Here is a 16,447-nt window from a genome sequence, read left to right as displayed (position 1 = left end):
AAGTTGAAGTGCCAGTGATCAGTTGCCGGGATAGGCGGAGCCGGTGCCCAGGAAGCGTTTTGTCGTCTGTCGGGCAGCTTCCTCGGACTGCGCCTTGCGGGCGGCGTCCTCGGCCTCGGCGCGGAATTGCGTCGCAAGCAGCGTCTGGATCTGCATTTGCTGCTTGGTCGAAAGCGCGATCAGCTGGTTGGTGGCCTGGCTTGCCTCAAGCGCACCGGCAGACCCTTGGCTGCGGTTGACGAGATCGGCAAGCAGGTCGCCGTCGCCGCGGACATTTTCCACGATCTGCGACTGGACATTCATGGTCTGACGGAACGCCTGCATTGCGCTTTGCCAACGCTCGCGCGCGGCGCTTGCCACGTCGCTGACTTTGATCGTGGCGTCGTAGCTTTCTGGATATTGCTGGCGCCACAGGTCCTGAAGCTTGCCGAGATTAAAGCTCAGACCACTTGCCTGGTTCATCAAACCGTCGATCCGTTGTAGCGAACCGGTAAGCTGGCCGACGGACGAAAAATCCAGGCTCTGAAGGTTACGCGCCATGTTCTGCAGCATGGTCGCCTGGTTTTGAAGCGACTGGATCTGGTTGTTGATCTGCTCCAATGCGCGCGCCGCCGAGAGCACGTTCTGCGTATAGTTGGAGGGATCGAACACGATGAGGGCATAGGCCGGCTGGACATAGTCGGCCAACGGTTTGGCGATCAGCGAAAGGGTTATCAGGCCTGAGAGAAAGCGGCGCCGCATCATGACGATTGCTCCATGTCTGCTTGAGGAAATTGCCGGAGAAGATCGGCGGCCCAATCGAGGCCGCGCGCACTCAGAAATCGGGAGGCAAAGCTCTCCTGATCGTCGTCGGACCGGACGCTGTCGATGAGCGTCTGCGTGGCTGGGTCGGAGGCGCCGCAAAGCGCAAGCGTGACGGGGCCCAAACCCAGCTCGAACAGCCGGTTGCCGCGCCGCGATTGCAAATAGTACTGACGCTTTGGCGTGGCGCGGGCGACCAACTCGATCTGGCGTTCGTTCAGGCCGAACTGCTCGTAGGCGGCTCGCGCCTGCGGTTCCACGGCACGATCATTGGGGAGAAAAATCCGTTGGGGGCAGCTCTCAATGATAGCCGGCGCGATCGCCGAGTTCGCGACGTCGGCAAGCGACTGCGTGGCGAAGATGACTGACACGTTCTTCTTGCGCAGCACCTTCAGCCATTCGCGGATGCGCGCGGCGAAGAGCGGATTGTCGAGATAGACCCAGGCCTCATCAAGCATGAGCAGCGTTGGCCGTCCGTCGAAGCGCTCCTCGAGACGATGGAAGAGATAGGTGAGCACCGGTAGCACAGCGCCTTGGCTGTGCATCAGCTCCTCGGTCTCGAAACACTGGACATCCGACAGGGCCAGCCGATCGTCATCAGCGTCGAGCAGCCGGCCGAAGGGGCCGTCGAGCGTGTAGGGCATCAAGGCGGACTTCAGCGCATTGGACTGAAGCAGGACCGACAGGCCCGTGAGCGTGCGTTCCTGCGCCGGCGCAGTGGCAAGGCTGCCTAGCGCAGACCAGATTGCCTCCTTCACCTCAGGCGTGACGGTGACGTTCTCATGGGCAATGAGGCCGGCGATCCATTCGGCTGCCCAGCTGCGCGTGACCGGAGCGTGGATGTTTCGCAGCGGCTGGAAGGCAAGGGAGCCGTCAGCCCCCAATGCGTGGTGCTCTCCACTCATGGCGAGCGTTGCGGCACGAGCGGAATTGCCTTTGTCGAAGACATAGACCTGCGCGCCGGCATATCGCCGAAACTGCAGCGCGATCAGGGTAAGCAGAACCGACTTGCCTGCCCCGGTCGGACCGACGATCAGCATGTGGCCGACATCGTCGACATGAGTAGAAAGCCGGAACGGAGTCGACCCACTGGTTTCGGCGAAGAGAAGCGGCGGCGCTTCGGTCCGAGTGACCTTGGCGAGATGCTCGTTCGCCGCCGGGCCGGCCCACACCGACGACAGCGGCATGAGATGGGCCAGGTTCAGTGTGTGAACAAGCGGCTGGCGAATATTGGCGTATACATGACCGGGCAACGAACCGAGCCACGCCTCGACCGCATTGACGCTTTCGCGGATCGTGGTGAAGCCGAGCCCATTGATGACGCGCTCGACGGCGCGAAGTTTTTCGGCGGCAGCTTGGCGGTCCTCGTCCCACACCGTCACCGTCGTGGTGAGATAGCCGAAGCCGACGTGATCGCCACCCAATTCCTGAAGGGCTTCGTCGGCATCGAGCGCCTTGTTGTCGGCATCACTGTCGACCAGCGGTACCGGCTCATTGGTCACAACCTCGCGTACGATAGCGACGATCGACTTGCGCTTGGCAAACCACTGCCGTCGGAGCCGCGTCAGCGTCCTGGTCGCTTCCGACTTGTCGAGCGGAATGAAGCGCGTCATCCAGCGATAGGCAAAATCCTGGTGGTTCAGCGCGTCGAGGATCCCGGGCCGGGTGAGATTCGGGAATCCGAAGATGGTGAGGGTTCGCAGATGCTGGTCGCCCAGCATCGGGTCCAACCCACCAATGAGCGGCGCGTCGACCAGGATGCCGTCGAGATAAATCGGCGTTTCCGGCACGACGACAGGATGTCGCCGGGTCGAGATTGTGCCATGCAGGTAGGTCAGCGTCTCTGCATCATTGAGCCCACGCACTTCGGGCATAAAGCCGGACAGGAGATCCAGGACCCGGTCGGTCTCGTCACGGAACCGAACCAACTCCTGGCGCCAGTCTCTTTCGTCTTCTGGGTGATGAGAGTCGACCAGTGCGCTCTCCGCCCGCGACTGGGCATCCGGTGGCGGCATGAACAGCAAGGTCAGGTGATAGTGGCTCTCGAAATGCGCGACCTTGCCCTCGAAAGCCGCCCGCCGTTCTTCATCGACAAGCCATGAGGCAGCGTCGGGAAAACGCGAGGCTGGATAGCCCAGCGCTTCAATGCGCTCGGCCTCGAAGAACAATGCCCAGCCGGAGCCGAGGCGTCTGAGCGCATTGTTCGCCCGCGCGCAGATACCGACGAGTTCTGCTTCCGTCGCGCTTTCGAGATCGGGGCCACGGAACCGCAGCGTCCGCTGAAAGCTGCCGTCCTTGTTGAGAACAATACCAGTCGCGACCAACGCGGCCCAGGGCAGATGGTCGGCAAGCCGATCGGCCTTCCCGCGATATTCCGAAAGGTTCAGCATGCCAGCCACCCCCTCAGCCGAAGATGGCGGACAAGCACGCCGGCGAAGTCCGGATCGCGTCTTGCGGCAAAGACCGCGAGCGTGTGGCCAATAAGCCAGAGCACCAATCCGGCAATCCACTGCTGCAAGCCAAGGCCTATTGCCGCGGCCACCGTGCCATTGAGGATCGCCACAGCTCGCGGCGCACCACCCAAGAGGATCGGCTCCGTCAATGCCCGGTGGACCGGCACCTCGAAGCCTTCGATATGGTGTTCTGCGGTGGCCATCAGACGAGCGCTCCGCCACCGAAGGAGAAGAAGGAAAGGAAGAAGCTCGATGCTGCGAAGGCGATCGACAGGCCGAACACGATCTGGATCAACCTGCGGAAACCGCCTGCCGTGTCGCCGAAGGCAAGGGTTAAGCCCGTGGTGATGATGATGATCACCGCGACGATCTTTGCGACCGGCCCCTGCACCGACTCCAGGATCTGCTGCAGCGGCTGTTCCCAAGGCATGCCGGAGCCGGCCGCGTACGTCGGGGCCGTGATAAGAAACGCGAGCGCGGTGGACGAAAGAAAGCGAAGCTTCTTGCGCATGAGATGACCTTTCAAAGCTGCTGGAGTTGCGGAAGCGTGAGCGGGGTGACGGCGTAATCGCCGCTGCCGTCGAGACCGGTGACCTCGGCGATCGAGTCAATGCGGCGCGAAGTTCCGCGCCCGGCGATGAAGACGATCAGATCGATGGCTTCGGCGATGAGGCGGCGCGGAACAGTGACGACGGCTTCCTGGGCGAGCTGTTCGACACGGTAAAGTGCGGAGCGTGCAGAGTTAGCGTGAACGGTGGCGATGCCGCCAGGATGCCCGGTGTTCCATGCCTTGAGCATGTCGAGGGCCTCGGCGCCTCTCACCTCGCCGACGATGATCCGGTCGGGCCGGAGCCGCAGGGTCGAGCGGACGAGATCGGCGAGCGTGACCGAGCCGCGCCTCGTCCTCAAGGCAACGCAGTCCTTCGCCGCGCATTGCAGTTCGCGAGTATCCTCAATCAGGATCACCCGCTCGTCGCATTCGGCGACTTCGGCCAGCAGGGCATTGGCAAGCGTCGTCTTGCCCGACGAGGTGCCGCCGGCGACCAGAATGTTGCGCCGCTCGCGCACCGCTTTCCTGAGCGCATCGGCTTGCAGCGGGAACATGATGTGGTCGGCGACATAGTTGGCCAGCGTGTAGAGCTTTGCCGCCGGCTTGCGGATCGCAAAGCATGGCGCCAGCACGACAGGCGGCAGTAGCCCCTCGAAGCGCTCGCCTGAGGGCAGTTCAGCACTGACAATCGGATTGTCCGCATGCGCCTCGACGCGCACGTGGGAGGCAACCAGGCGGATGATGCGTTCGGCCTCGGAGGGGTGCATATGCACGTCGGTATCGACGCGACCTTCTCCGAGACGGTCGAGCCGAAGCGCACCGTCGGGATTGACCATCACTTCGATGACCAATGGATCGGCGAGGGCTTCGGTGATCGCTTGGCCCATGGCGGTGCGCAGCATGGCGCGGCGGCGGTGGTCGGCTTCCGGATGAGAGGTCATCCTTCCCCTCCCACGCCGTTGTCTTTGCGAAGCGAGCGTTTCCCCGATGCGATCTGCCGGCCGACCTGTTCGACGAATTTGTCGAAGCGCTCCTGTGCGATCGCCTGCGTTGCTCGATCAGGGACCGGCGTGTGGGCATGAAGCGTGATCGAAAAGCGGATGAAGAGCGCCAGACTCTCGAGGGTCATCTCGGCATCGCGCCTGACGTGGGCGACGTCGCGGGAAAGACGATCGAGCCTTACGCCGTAGCGCCGGTCGAGCTCGTTCTCACCGCGGCGCTCGATGAAAGCCTCAACGGCCTTCGCAACGATCGCGGACTTGGTGGTCGACGGATCACGGCTGAGCGTGTCTAGTTTCTCGCTGAGCTCCGGCTCAAGCAGAAACTGGTGACGGATGCGGTGGGGCTTCATGCTACTCGTTCTCGACAGGCCGGCATTGCGCCGGCGACGAGAACAAGCATGGAGCAGCTGCCCGAAATCGCTTACCGTCGTTATCTACGCCGAGATACGCTTTGGCTTTTGGGGGCCCTCAGAAGCCGGGCACGATTTCCTTGTCGTCGCCCCTGCCCTCGTTGATACCGTAGGCGCGCGCCGCGGTGGAAATTCGGTCCATCACACGTTTGTCGGCGAGCGCCTCGCTATCATCGTCTGCGGGCTTTAACAGATCGTCCTGCTCAGGCTCCTGAGAGATGGCAATGTGTTCCTCGGGCAATCCCGGATGGCGCTGTTGCTGAACGCCGCCCTCGTCTTCAGCGGCCCCACTGGCGCTTTCTTCGTCAGTGGCCAGACGACGATCGACGCTGCGCACCTGTCCAGTCCAATCATCCGGGCGTGATGCAGGACAGTCGGCGTAAGGACCCTCGCGCAACACCGGCGCAGGCAGCACCCGCTCAGTGAAATTCTGATCGTCGTAATAGCGCAGCTTCTTAGCCCGGATCGGCGGCAATCCGGAAACCAGGACCAGTTCATCCCCCGATGGCAACTGCATTACCTCACCAGGCGTCAGGAGCTGGCGCGCGGTCTCCTGCCGGCTGACCATTACATGCGAAAGCCATGGCGCCAGCCGATGGCCGGCATAGTTGCGCATGGATCTGAGTTCCGTCGCCGTGCCGAGCGCATCTGAGATGCGTTTGGCCGTCCGTTCATCATTAGAGGAAAAGGCAATTCGGACATGGCAATTGTCGAGAATGGCGTTGTTCTCGCCATACGCCTTGGAGATCTGGTTCAAGGATTGTGCTATCAGATAGGCACGAATGCCGTATCCCGCCATGAAGGCAAGCGCGGTTTCGAAGAAGTCGAGGCGACCGAGTGCCGGGAATTCGTCGAGCATCATGAGCAGTTGGTGCTTTCTGCTCTTCTTCGGATCACCCTCCAGGCGCTCGGTCAGCCGGCGGCCGATCTGATTGAGCACCAGTCGGACCAATGGCTTGGTGCGGGAGATGTCAGATGGCGGCACCACCAGGTAGAGCGACATTGGGCGCTCGGCATCCATGAGATCGGATATGCGCCAGTCGCAGCCCGATGTTGCCGCGGCTACGGTCGGATCGCGATAGAGACCGAGAAACGACATCGCAGTTGAGAGAACGCCCGAACGTTCGTTCTCTGACTTGTTAAGCACCTCGCGTGCCGCCGAAGCCACTACAGGATGCACCTGAGGCCTGTCCGCCGCGCCAAGGTGGTTGGTCGTCATCATTCGCTGCAGCGTCGCGGTAAACGAGCGTTGCGGGTCTGACAGGAAGGTGGCCACGCGGGCGAGTGTCTTTTCCTCTTCGGCGTAGAGCACGTGCAGGATGGCGCCGACCAATAGCGAGTGACTGGTCTTCTCCCAATGATTGCGCCGCTCGAGCGCACCTTCCGGATCGACCAAGATGTCGGCAATGTTCTGGACGTCACGGACTTCATTCGATCCCTTGCGCACTTCCAGCAGTGGATTATAGCGAGCCGACCTCGGGTCGGTCGGATTGAACAAAAGGGAATGAGAAAACTTCGATCGCCAGCCAGACGTCAGCTGCCAATTCTCGCCTTTGATATCGTGAATGACGGCCGAGCCGGTCCAGGAAAGAAGCGTTGGAACGACCAGTCCGACGCCTTTGCCCGAACGTGTCGGGGCGAAGGCCATGACGTGCTCCGGGCCATTATGCCGCAGATATCGGTCATTCAGCTTGCCGAGGAAAACGCCCGCGGGCCGAAACAGCCCTGATTTCTCGACTTCCTGTTTCACCGCCCATCGTGAAGAGCCGTAGGTGGTGACCAGTCCGCGCTGCCGTGCGCGCCACAGCGAACCGGCGACCGCGGCTGCACAGCCCAAGAACCCGCTGGCGCCGGCAAGCGCGCCTGCTTGGTCAAAGATCTCGGGCGCATAGGCGTCGAAATGGAACCACCATTCGAACAGTTTCCATGGTTTGTAGATCCGCCATCCCGCCGCGACAAACCACGGCGCGCCGAGTTGCGGCTGATAACCGAGCATGTGAGCGCACCATTGCGTTGCCGCCCAGACGCCAACAAGGACGATCGAGAGTACAACGGCGAGCTGCCCGATCAGCAGTTTCGTGGGTGTCATTGCTTGGCTCGCTGAAAAGCGACTTAGCATTGCGTGGCGCGGTCGGAATAGGAATGCACCCCACATACGACCGGTTGCGATGGCATTGCGGTTTGAGGCAACGGTCATCAGGCGACGATCGACCCTCATGCCGACTGATTTCACCTTGGAAGCACGCGTCTCTACCGAGTCTGTCATTGTCACTGGCGCCAGCCGCTTCAGGCACCGTGCCGGGCGATCTCACCAGTCCGCGCAAGCTGCGGTGGTGCTCAGTCGCGACGAGGTAGCCCGACTGCTCAACGCCAGAGCATGGGCAAATTGAGTCAGCAAAGCCGAGATACCGGTGGCTGCCATCAGCTCCCAGAAGATCGAGCCGGTCACGACGTCGGCGGACAGGCAAGGCCGGCCTGGCGGCCCTGCCGGAGGGCGACGCCCATGTTCCTCACGGTGGCCGAGCCCAGACGCCCGCAGCGACGACTGGCGGCTCAGACCAGAATAAGATGCTACGTTGTTCAGTTCCCCGAACCGGCGAGTGCCTGCATCAGGTCTTCGATGATGTCCTGGACATCCTCAAGCCCCACCGACACGCGCAGTAGTCCGCCGGGTGCCATCGACTCGGGCCCTTCGACCGAGGCTCTGTGCTCGATCAGGGAGTGGGTGCCGCCGAGGCTGGTGGCGCGCACCACCAGTTTCAGGCGACCGGCCGCAGCCATCGCCGCCGGCTCACCGCCCTTCACGACAAACGACAACATGCCGCCGAATGCACTCATCTGCCGGGCAGCAAGCGCGTGGCCGGGATCGCCAGCAAGTCCCGGGTAAAGGACCTCCTCGACCTGGGGCGACTTTGATAGGGCTTCAGCAACCTTCAGCGCGGCATTGCAGTGCGCGCGCATCCTGACCGGCAGCGTCTGCAGCCCGCGGAGCGCCAGCCAGCAGTCGAAAGGCGCTGGGACACTGCCCTTGTGCTTCTGGATCATCTGCAGGGGTCGCTCAAGGGGCGATGCAGCGGGCACCACAACGATGCCGGCCATCATGTCCGAGTGGCCGCCAATGTATTTCGTTGCGGAATGGACGACCGCGTCTGCGCCTAGATCGAGCGGGCGCTGCAGTGCCGGGGTTGCCCAGGTGTTGTCGACAACGGCGAGAGCGCCAGCCTCGTGGGCGATCTGACAGATGGCAGCGATGTCAACAACGCGGATCATCGGGTTCGACGGGGTTTCCATCCAAACCAGACCAGTAGGCTTGTCTTGCACCACTGTCCGCACGCGCTCGAGATTGCGCATGTCGATAGGCACAAACTCGAAACGGCGGCCGATGTCCGTCTCCCTGATCAACGAGCGGATGCCGAAATACATGTCGTCCGGCAGAACGACCCTGCCCCTTGGAGGGTGGGCTTCGAGGACGGCGGCAATGGCAGCCATCCCGGATGCGAAAGCGATGCCCTCTCCGCCCCCTTCGAGCGCGGCCATCGCTTGCTCGAAAGCAAAGCGGGTCGGATTAGAGTCGCGCGTGTATTCATAACCCGACGGAAAGGAACCATCCGCGCCTCGCTCAAAGGTAGTGCTGGTATGCAGCGGAATGGAGACCGCACCTGTCAAGGGATCCACGCTCCGGCCGATATGAATAGCTTGTGTGTCAAAACGCACGGCGGCCTCCTTTTGTCGGTTGTTTGGGGCGGTCATTATGTTGACCGTAACGATCAAAGCTGCTAAAGTCAATATAATGACCGACGCATCATTCATATTGGATCGCGAGCAGGAGCTGGGTCTGGCAATAGCCACAAGGTTGCACCAGCTGCGTCGCGACCACGACCTGACGCTTGACGGTGTTGCCAAGTTGACCGGCCTTTCAAAGGGAACGGTGGTGGCGCTCGAACAAGGGAAGGCCAACCCCAGCATAGGCATTCTTTGCAGGCTGGCGGCTGCGTTCTCACTGTCCGTAAGCGACTTGATCAACAATGCGCCCAGGGGAGAGGCTGACAAGCGTATTGAGCGCACGGCGACGAAAACCCTCTGGACGAGCCCCACTGGCAGTAGCGCTCAGCTGCAGGCCTCGATGTCGGGCAGCACTATGTTTGAACTCTGGTCCTGGGCCTTGGCACCCGGCGACGAATTCCATGCGGACGCCCACAGCCCCGACACGCGCGAGCTGGTGACGGTGACTGCCGGCGCTCTGACCGTTGTCGTGGGCAGCGAATCAATTACCTTGCAGGAAGGCGAAAGCGCCCACCTCATCACCGATCAGTCACATTCCTACATCGGCACAGCCGATGCCTGGACCTGCTTCACGATGGCTGTGCTGGAGCGCGGTGGGCAGCGCCTGGCCTTCATTTCATCCGACGGTCCAACCGCGCTTGAGAGCGCGGCGTTGGCTGACCAGTAAACGTTTGGACAGGAGTTCACCTTGTATATCCCGCCGCACTTCGCCGTGCTCGACACGGAAGCACTTTATGGCCTCATCGAGGCCCACCCGCTTGGAATGCTCGTAACCAGCAGCAACGGCACACTCGACGCCAACCACATCCCGTTCGAACTTGACCGCTCAAAAGGTGGTCTCGGCATCCTAAACTGCCATGTCGCGCGCAAAAACCCGGTGTGGGAGGAACTGCGTGACGGGGACGAGGTGATGGTCATCTTCCGGGCAGACGACGCCTACGTCTCGCCGAACTGGTATCCAAGCAAGCACGAGTTTCACAAGCAGGTGCCGACCTGGAACTACATGGTCGTTCACGCGCACGGACGGGTGACGATCCATGATGACGAACGGTACATTCGCAGAAACGTCGCCAAGCTCACCCACCGACATGAATCCATCCAGCCAGTTCCGTGGAAGATGGGCGACGCTCCGAAGGATTTCATCGATACAATGGTCAAAGCGGTCGTCGCGATGCAGATCGAGATCACCAGCGTGGTCGGGAAGGCCAAGCTCAGCCAGAACAAGGAGGTACGCGACATTCGCGGCGCTGGCGACGCTCTTATCGCCGCTGGCGAGCACATCGTCGGCGAGGCCATGCTCAAGGCAGCTGCAGAGAAGGCTTAGCCCTCACTCGCATTGCCAGCAACTTCTGCGCGCCGCAGTGTCTGCCAATAGCGGATGCGAACTAGTCACGGCCTCGCGGCGGGTTCCGTCTGTCAACTCGATCTTTCGAAAGAAGACCTCCTGCCAGGGGCGCGGCGTCATCACCGCGATCGTGCCGGATGCCCGAAAGCAAGGCCCGCGCCGCCAGGTCCGCTTGCCAGATAATTTTCGGATTGCTAATTGATGATCTCTATCACTGTTTCCGGCAAGGCCGAAGTGTGGAAACGGATGTTTTGCAAGCATCGGATTTTCCACTCCAGCTATTCTGGAAAACTCGATGCGGGAAGACGACCTGCGGGCGCGAGTGATATTGCAGATGGTGATGACGCGAGACGATCGCGACTGAGACCATCGCCGATCTGGTGAGGTAACTCACAGTGCCGAGGATCTCGGGCTGTCGCTGCCTTAGGCGAAGATCCTTCTTGCGAAACTTCAGCAAGCAATGATGAAGACGCAGGTGGAACCGTGGCTCAAGGAAAATTGTAATCTGGATGGCCGCCACCTGCACAGCAAGGGAAGTTATCGCGTCACCTTCCAAACCCTATTCGGCGACGTCCGGCTGAACAGCCCGCGTTATTGCCTGCCACGGATGGCGGGAGGGAACGACCCTGCAACGAACGCCTCAATCTGGAGACCCGTTGGGCCTCGCTCGTGCCCTGTGCCGCCGCGGCCGAACTGCTGACCGACGTCCTACCGATCGATTGCGGCGCCAACGCCACAACAATCCGGCAGCATACGCTGCGCACCGCTCGCGGTATCGAGCGGGATTTGACGGAAGAGCGGGTGTCCATCCTACAGGATGCCTGCCCGCGCGACCGGATGAACTTGTCTGTTCCAGATGGCCGTATCGTCATCGGTCTGGATGGCGGCTACATCCCGCGACCGCAACGACCGGAAACTTCGAGCTGATTGTCGGCCGCTCGCTGCCCGAAGACGGTAATCCGCGATACATCGGTTTCGTCCACGGTTACGACCATAAGCCGCAGCGGCGCATCCCTGATTCTATTAAGAAGCAGGACGTGCAGACCAATCAAAGATATGACTTTCATCACAGATCGCGGCGAAGAGGTCCGCTCGCTCGCCGAGATCATCGCGCCTGCGAGCGAGCATGTGCTCAACTGGTTCCATATCACCATGGGCATCACGGTCCTTCGCCACTTCGCAAGGGGACTGGAAAACCGCAGGCCGGCAAGATCTGTTTGAGGGCCTACGCGGGATTAAGTGGCATCTGTGGCAGGGCAACCGCTATCGTGCCAGTGACGAAATCGCGGACCCGCAACTCGATGCAGAAGGTCACGACGGACTATCCAAACAAGTTCCTGACAGCCATCGGTGAGCTCCAGGCCTACATCGCCTCCAACGGTGCGAGCCTGGTCACTTACAGTGAGCGCTATCGCTCCGGTGAGCGCATCTCCTCGGCCTTCGTGGAGTGCACCGTCAACGCCGTCATCAGCAAGCGTTTCGCCAAGAAACAGCAGGTGCAGTGAAGCAGGTTGGGCGCGCATCTTCTGCTGCAACCCGCACGCAGACCCCTCACGGATCTCTGCGTTCAACCTTTCGGCAGTGGGTATCCCGGCATGTCGAACGACAATCACGAGTACAGACAAACTGTCCGCGCCGCATGACCGCTTCACAAATCCTCATGCTCCGAAGTCGGCCGGCTACTCAAAATCACCATCGCCTACGAACTCACAACGGACAGACCCCAAACTCGGCCGCATACAAATCACAGGTCGGTTCTTGGCAAAAATCCGGGGCACTTCTCGGCAGCATTCAACAGTCATCCCGGCGGGCAAGCCGCTTCTTGTAGAAGATCACTGAATATCCGTGCAACATGCCTTCCGCGCGGCGAATATAGCCAGCCGTCTCATAAATTCTTTGAGCCCCTACTTGGATGGTTGTCGTATCGAGCGCTATCCACTTGAATCCCAGAGAAACGGCTCGCGATTCCAATTCACTAAGAATCCTCCTTCCAAGCCCTCGTCGCTGAAAGGCGGGATGGACCCGCATCCGTTTCAGCTCTGCGACATCATCGTCAACAGGTTTCAATCCACCCATAGCAGCGAGCAGGGAACCAATATGCGCCACCACGAAGTCTCCGCCTGACGCGATGTATACTTCTCCGACATTGCGTAGATCATCCTCCCACACCCCTTGCGGACCATACACACCAACAGCCTCAGATGCGCTTCTATGCAGGTGCCATACATCATCGGCATCCCCTGTCTCGAACCGACGCAAGATCACTTCGTCTTGAGACATCGGCCGTCACCTTTCTGGTTTCCGACGCCTTGCGTGGCCTCATGATACGTTTCTAACCAGACAAGTGCCGAAGCTACTTTTGATGCACCGCCGTTAAAAGCCGCTGTGAAAGCACCGCCTCAACACTCTCCGCGGCCTCAACTCCGACGATCGGGCGACCCGGGTCAATCGTATATTTCAACGCCGTCCTGAAGTGCATCCGGGTAAACCGATCGAGCGCACAAACACAGGACGCTCGCATGTTTCCGATTTCACTTCCGTGGCGCTTCAGGACGGGCGAAATCGTTGCAAATTTGGGAAAGCCCGCTTTCCCTTCTAGCCAGCTTGGCTGGAGCCGCGCGCTCCGGTTGTCTGGTGACAACCAGCGGAAGACCTCGTGAATGCATCCTTGCGGATAGTACTCTGACAGCCGATATACATCCCTATAAAATTGCGGTTTCTGGTGGAAGAGTTCTTCACCCATCAGTAGAACCGAGACCGCCACGATCCGGGCAGAGAAACGACCGCTTGGGCCAAGCCTATCCTTGTAAGGGTTTTTTCCGTAGAACACACGAAATTCGCTGAATAGATCGGGCGACATATGCTCATAAAAGCGCGCCAGGACATCATTCGCGGATTCCAGCGACTTCACGCAAAGCGCGAGACACTGGCCCGCATCCGCGCCGACCGCGTCGCGCAACTCTAGTAGTGCGTCCATCGCCGCCTGTAAGTCGCTCTCAATGAGTTGATGGCCTAGGCAAAAATCTCGCTCCTCGACCCCGGCTGAGCCGAGGCAATATACTCGTGGATCGCTCTCCAGCGGATTGGAAAGGATCATATCTTCATAGGAGAGAACATCAATGCTGCGCTGCCGCTGGCAGCTCAAGCGTGCAATCCGCCTAAGCGGCTCTCCTACCGTTAACTCGGCATCGACGCGATCAAGGCCAGCAGCCGCGGACATCTGATAGACACAATTGACGAGATAATGAACGTCTGTCTTAGCCACTCCAAATTCGGAATGCGACAGATCCAGTAGGTGCGCTTCATAGTCCGCTCCCGCTATGATCGTGTTAATGCTATGCCCAAGCGCCTTGACCGCCCCGTCAGGCCGCTCACTACCTTTGATCTCTGCAATATAGTGCGGGAGCTGTTCAACGACAAAATCGCTAACCGTCCCGAGCGGGCGTCTTCGCTGCCGGCGATCGATGCTGTCGGTCAGATGAGAAAAAATCCCCTGCGCCCGATGGGACGTCTGGTCCGGGACAGAAAAAGACGAGCTAACGGCCATTGACGAGCCCCCAGACTTCACCGAAAGACGGCTTGCATTTGTTCACTTGACCCGTATCTTCCCGCCGGCGAGTAATCGTGTTTTTCGATCAGGTCAGTTCGTTTGTCTGTTATCCGGCTATCGTTGTACGCGACCCGCTCTAGAACATTGTCCGAGAAAAATAGTAGGGATACAGCGCCTGAGTTGATAATTCCGGCTGCAGTTAACGAAAGAACGCCGTCGTTCGAAATTCTGACGAGACCCGCCTCTTTTAACGTTTTAACCTCGCGGCTAAAGTACGTTTCCACTGGGACGCCAAATTCACGCTCGAATCGAGATAGCAACACTCCGCTGCTTCGCAAGGAGAACATTACCGTCCTGCGCATAAGGTCATCTTGCGACAGCACCGCCCCTTTCCACAATGGTTTTTCCCCCGCCTCAACTCTAGATAGATACCTATCCAAATTTGCTTCGTTATAGAACTGGCACTGACTCATGTATCCAAAGCCGCTCACCCCAAATGGGACAAGATTATTGTCGTTCCATGAATCGTATTTGCGGCACTGCTGCACGGAGTGCGGCTGTGACTTCTTAGTCCAATAGAAAATCGGCCCGTGCCGATAGCCGAGCGCGGTGAGGATGTGCCCAGCCATGAAATGCATTATCATCCGCTCCTTGGAACCAGCGAATTGATATCGTCCTTTTGCCAGTTGGCGGGCTATTGGGTCGGTCGATTTAAACATCAGCGGGAATATGTTGAACTTCTCTATTCCCATCTCCAATAAGCCGATAAGTGAGTCGTACCAGCTTCGGAACGTTTGCTCCGGTAGGCCGTACATAAGGTCGAGGGATAGATTCCCCACGCCCATCTCATCCAGTAATTTTACAGTTTTCGTCACCTCCCCTACGCCGTGACCGCGATTCAATACGCGCAGGATTTTCGGATCTAGACTTTGAACACCGAGGACAAAACGATTTGCGCCGCCTTGAAGGACTGCCGAGATGCGATCCGCAGCATCTACGTTCTTCACAAGAGAGGGGTGCAATTCGAAACTTACTTCGGACTTTGATAAATCAAACCGCCTATTTATAATGTCAAAGAGCGTCTTTAGTTGATGAGCGGTCAAGAATGACGGAGTACCACCTCCAAAAAAGGCCGTCTCAATAACTTTTCCCTTGAGCGCCGCGTCTGACCACATCATCTCTTGGTTTAAAGCTGCTAGATAGCGGTCCACTCGGAACGGGGGCGGGTTTATTTCCTTTCCGAAGTGGCAAAAGGTGCAATACTGGTTGCAGAAGGGGATATGGAAATAGAGATCAACCGACGACGTAACCCGGGCCAGCAGCTGTTCGGCATTGAGGTCGCCCATAGCCTTAAGAGGAGGATACGTGCCAACGAGATAGTCGTTGTACGTGTCAAGGAGCAAATTTCGTGACCTCAACATATCTAGGTTGATGTCATACGAGCGGTCGATCGCAAGCTCCAAGGCCTCGGAATAGCTCGGCACGTTCATTTCTTTAGGACTCCTTTGGCTTTCGTCGGAAGGCAAGGCGCGATAGAGGTTGCGTTCGGGCTACGTCGCCGTCTTCTGCTTGAGGTAAGCGCAATTTCAATTAGCGATTTGGATTCGGTGGCTCCCAGTGGATCCGGACTGTGGTTTAGAAGGGAACACGCTCATCTGTGCAGCGTCTATGGTATTGATTTGGACAATCGAGGAAATTTCATTCGGGTTCTGCGGGGACAACTGGGAGACCGCCGTGGTCGCACAGGTGCTTGCTGGTGTTCGTTGCAATCGTCGTGCCACCAATGACCTTTTTGCGGTCTTTGCTCGAAAATACGGGAAAGCTATGTGCACCGCGCGGCCACCACCGACGGAATACTTGCGCCTCAGCGTCGGCTTTCGAACATACACGTCTTTGATCGGACACGGATGGACAGTTAACGCGGGCCAACTGCAGGTTTGAGTTCGTCGCTGAAATCCGTGACAGCATTTCGCCCTCCAGTCCCGCAAGACGCCTTCGATCGAAGGGGCACACACATCATCATTTCATCTGGCCTTCAGTTCATTGGGCCATCGACGACGTTCGTGATCGGCTTGGAAATGTCAGCTACTGATTTTGCGGCAAGCGCTTGGAATTGCTTCACCTGTTTGAACTTCATCTCGACGCCCTTGCGTATGAAGCTCGACTGAAGCTTTTTTTTTACAGAATATTTGTCGCATCCGTTTAATGCTATTCGACCCTAGTCACCTGAATCGGAAGTTTGGTTCATTGTCTTCTGACAGAAACGCTTGACCGATGCGAGGATCTGGTCGGCGGATTTGACCCACTTGTATGGGGTTGGGTTTTCGTTGTGGTTTCGATGAATGCGTCGATGTCGGCCTCCAGTTCTGCGGTGGAACGGTGTACGCCGCGCTGCAACTGCTTTCGCGTCAGCTCGGCGAACCACCGCTCGACCTGATTGATCCAGGATGCCGACGTTGGCGTGAAGTGAGCATGCCAGTGTGGGCGGCGCGCTCGAGACGTGCCGCATGACCGAACTAAGTTCGTTTAGACGGGGAGCCTTCACTCGATGCCA

14 protein-coding genes and 2 pseudogenes are annotated in these 16,447 nt (G+C 59.1%); 3 read left to right on the top strand and 13 right to left on the bottom strand.

The window, feature by feature from the left end; all coding sequences use genetic code 11:
- Positions 1-18: 18 nt before the first annotated feature.
- The 8 genes from trbJ to DPM33_RS00250 form a co-directional block, all read right to left on the bottom strand.
- Positions 19-744, bottom strand: a complete 726-nt coding sequence (gene trbJ, locus DPM33_RS00285) for a P-type conjugative transfer protein TrbJ (protein ID WP_112094919.1) — start codon at positions 742-744, stop codon at positions 19-21.
- Complete coding sequence (gene trbE / locus DPM33_RS00280) at positions 741-3,191, bottom strand: conjugal transfer protein TrbE (RefSeq protein WP_112094918.1); 2,451 nt, start codon at positions 3,189-3,191, stop codon at positions 741-743. Before trbE ends, trbJ begins: the two co-directional genes overlap by 4 nt.
- Positions 3,185-3,457 (bottom strand): VirB3 family type IV secretion system protein, encoded by a 273-nt coding sequence (locus tag DPM33_RS00275; RefSeq protein ID WP_112094917.1) that lies wholly within the window; start codon positions 3,455-3,457, stop codon positions 3,185-3,187. The genes trbE and DPM33_RS00275 overlap by 7 nt, the downstream gene beginning before the upstream one ends.
- Positions 3,457-3,765 carry a TrbC/VirB2 family type IV secretion system protein gene (locus DPM33_RS00270; RefSeq protein ID WP_112094916.1) on the bottom strand — a complete coding sequence of 103 codons (309 nt, stop codon included), beginning with the start codon at positions 3,763-3,765 and terminating at the stop codon, positions 3,457-3,459. Before DPM33_RS00270 ends, DPM33_RS00275 begins: the two co-directional genes overlap by 1 nt.
- A gap of 11 nt (positions 3,766-3,776) precedes the next feature.
- Positions 3,777-4,745 (bottom strand): P-type conjugative transfer ATPase TrbB, encoded by a 969-nt coding sequence (gene trbB / locus DPM33_RS00265; protein ID WP_112094915.1) that lies wholly within the window; start codon positions 4,743-4,745, stop codon positions 3,777-3,779.
- Entirely contained in the window at positions 4,742-5,155 is a 414-nt protein-coding gene (locus tag DPM33_RS00260) for a CopG family transcriptional regulator (protein ID WP_112094914.1), read from the bottom strand. Before DPM33_RS00260 ends, trbB begins: the two co-directional genes overlap by 4 nt.
- Before the next feature lie 118 nt (positions 5,156-5,273).
- Complete coding sequence (locus DPM33_RS00255; protein ID WP_112094913.1) at positions 5,274-7,304, bottom strand: conjugal transfer protein TraG; 2,031 nt, start codon at positions 7,302-7,304, stop codon at positions 5,274-5,276.
- Between the two features lie 491 nt (positions 7,305-7,795).
- On the bottom strand, positions 7,796-8,929 hold the full coding sequence (locus DPM33_RS00250; protein ID WP_112095820.1) for a trans-sulfuration enzyme family protein: 1,134 nt from the start codon (positions 8,927-8,929) through the stop codon (positions 7,796-7,798).
- A 76-nt stretch (positions 8,930-9,005) separates the two neighbouring features.
- Between DPM33_RS00250 and DPM33_RS00245 the strand changes: the two genes are divergently transcribed.
- Positions 9,006-9,665, top strand: coding sequence for a helix-turn-helix domain-containing protein (locus DPM33_RS00245; protein ID WP_112095818.1), 660 nt, complete (start codon positions 9,006-9,008; stop codon positions 9,663-9,665).
- A gap of 21 nt (positions 9,666-9,686) precedes the next feature.
- The gene (locus DPM33_RS00240; protein ID WP_112094912.1) at positions 9,687-10,322 is read left to right on the top strand and encodes an FMN-binding negative transcriptional regulator; all 636 of its coding nucleotides are present in this window, start codon (positions 9,687-9,689) and stop codon (positions 10,320-10,322) included.
- A 3-nt stretch (positions 10,323-10,325) separates the two neighbouring features.
- Here the strand turns inward: DPM33_RS00240 and DPM33_RS36045 are convergent, their stop codons facing one another.
- Complete coding sequence (locus DPM33_RS36045; protein ID WP_167448895.1) at positions 10,326-10,616, bottom strand: hypothetical protein; 291 nt, start codon at positions 10,614-10,616, stop codon at positions 10,326-10,328.
- 80 nt (positions 10,617-10,696) lie between these two features.
- Here DPM33_RS36045 and DPM33_RS00235 point away from each other — a divergent pair.
- Positions 10,697-11,986: pseudogene (locus DPM33_RS00235) on the top strand (ISKra4 family transposase).
- A gap of 148 nt (positions 11,987-12,134) precedes the next feature.
- On the opposite strand, the gene DPM33_RS00230 reads toward DPM33_RS00235, so the two are convergent.
- From DPM33_RS00230 to DPM33_RS00215, 4 genes and pseudogenes are all read right to left on the bottom strand, one after another.
- Positions 12,135-12,623 (bottom strand): GNAT family N-acetyltransferase, encoded by a 489-nt coding sequence (locus DPM33_RS00230; RefSeq protein WP_112094911.1) that lies wholly within the window; start codon positions 12,621-12,623, stop codon positions 12,135-12,137.
- 73 nt (positions 12,624-12,696) lie between these two features.
- Entirely contained in the window at positions 12,697-13,890 is a 1,194-nt protein-coding gene (locus DPM33_RS00225; RefSeq protein WP_112094910.1) for a hypothetical protein, read from the bottom strand.
- A gap of 17 nt (positions 13,891-13,907) precedes the next feature.
- Positions 13,908-15,383 (bottom strand): coproporphyrinogen-III oxidase family protein, encoded by a 1,476-nt coding sequence (locus DPM33_RS00220; protein ID WP_167448894.1) that lies wholly within the window; start codon positions 15,381-15,383, stop codon positions 13,908-13,910.
- 728 nt (positions 15,384-16,111) lie between these two features.
- Positions 16,112-16,386 (bottom strand): annotated as a pseudogene (locus DPM33_RS00215) (IS630 family transposase); the annotation flags it as partial.
- Between the last annotated feature and the right edge of the window lie 61 nt (positions 16,387-16,447).

It is taken from the genome of Mesorhizobium hawassense (genome assembly GCF_003289945.1).
Lineage (GTDB): Bacteria > Pseudomonadota > Alphaproteobacteria > Rhizobiales > Rhizobiaceae > Mesorhizobium > Mesorhizobium hawassense.
This window is presented reverse-complemented; position numbering and strand designations above follow the sequence as displayed.